A 1268-nucleotide genomic window follows, 5' to 3' on the forward strand; every position below is an offset into this window, starting at 1 on the left:
TCACGGTGTTACTCACTTGATGTCTCTTCCATGATCATCAATTACACCGGTGAGCGTACAGACCCCACCCGAGACGTGGATCTTGGGGGGCTGAGAACGGACATCTCGTGGTCATGAAGCACTCCCCGCCGGAGTTCAAGGCGGACGTTGTCGCGCTGGACCAGTCGCGTTCCGGAGCGACGATCAAATAGGCCGCCGCAGATTTGGGAGTCAACCCGGAGACACTGCGGAACTGGGTACGGGCGGCCGCAGCGAACCGGCCGCGGGGGTGCCGGACGGGGCCACCCACGGAGCCGCCCACGCCGTTGGAAACGGGGAACGCGGCCCTGCGCCAGAAGATCCGCGAGCCGGAAGAGGAACGCGAAATCCTGCGGAAAGCGGCGAAGTATTGCGCCGGGGAGACGCGCTGGTGACCGCTTCCAGCTCGTCGCCGACCACCAGCGCCGCTACGGAGTGAGCTGTGCCGCAGCCTTGGCATCGCCCGCTCCAGCGACTACTACTGGCGCCGCACCGTAGCCGACCGGGCCGTGCGCCGGCGACCGACATGAGGCTCGCCGCCCGGATACGCAAGGTTCACCAGGATTCGGATGGCACCTACGGCGTCCCCAGGATCACCGCCGACCTGCCCGTCGACGGCGAGCAGGTCGACCACAAGGTCAGTCGGTGAGTCTGCGGAAGCAGACGAGGGTGCAGGCGGCGGCATCAGGTCAGTCAGGAGGCGGTGCGGTCGATCGTTCAGCGGTGGTGGCCCCAGGCGGCTCGAGGGCTCCGTGCCCTTGCGGGTGACGCCGCGCTTGCGGGGCGAACGACGCGGGTGGTCGTAATATCCCTTGTCGGCGTAGAGGCGGGTCAGCCGGCGGCGGCGCGGACGGCGGCCGGGGCGGCAGAGATTCCGTAGACGTTCCAGCGTCTGACTGTCCTGCGCGTTCCCGCCGGACCGGTCATGCGGTCCGCGTGTGGTGGCCTTGCGCCTTTTGTCCGGGGAGGGGCTGGCCACTGTGCCCGGGAGCCAACAGCGTTACGGGGTGGAATGGTCGGGGAGTTCCGCCACCACCGATTCCGGAGATCCCCACGGTTCCTCCAGCGCGGCCCGAAGTGCGAGGACGGTATCCGCACCGACGCGCCCGGCGAGCACGGCTTCGAGCCCGGCCAGTATCTGCATCGTCTCCGCGCGGCGCCGGACACCGGCCGCCGAGAGGAGCACGAGCTTCGACCGGGCGGAGTGCGGATCGCTCTCCACGGTCACCGCGCCCGCGGCGACAAGTTCA

Annotated in this window: 1 protein-coding gene and 1 pseudogene; one reads left to right on the top strand and one right to left on the bottom strand. The window is 68.7% G+C overall.

The genetic code is table 11. From position 1 onward, the window contains the following. Positions 1-544 precede the first annotated feature (544 nt). Positions 545-667 carry an IS3 family transposase gene (locus F3T56_RS45915; RefSeq protein ID WP_149831377.1) on the top strand — a complete coding sequence of 41 codons (123 nt, stop codon included), beginning with the start codon at positions 545-547 and terminating at the stop codon, positions 665-667. Between the two features lie 351 nt (positions 668-1018). Here F3T56_RS45915 and F3T56_RS46835 read toward each other — a convergent pair. Continuing rightward, positions 1019-1268 (bottom strand): annotated as a pseudogene (locus F3T56_RS46835) (hypothetical protein); the annotation flags it as partial.

Source organism: Streptomyces tailanensis (assembly GCF_008386495.1).
GTDB classification, from domain to species: Bacteria; Actinomycetota; Actinomycetes; order Streptomycetales; family Streptomycetaceae; genus Streptomyces; species Streptomyces tailanensis.

Coding starts and splice junctions, on each gene's coding strand:
- F3T56_RS45915 (WP_149831377.1), top strand. CDS start 545: ATGAGGCTCGCCGCCCGGATACGCAAGGTTCACCAGGATTCGGATGGC.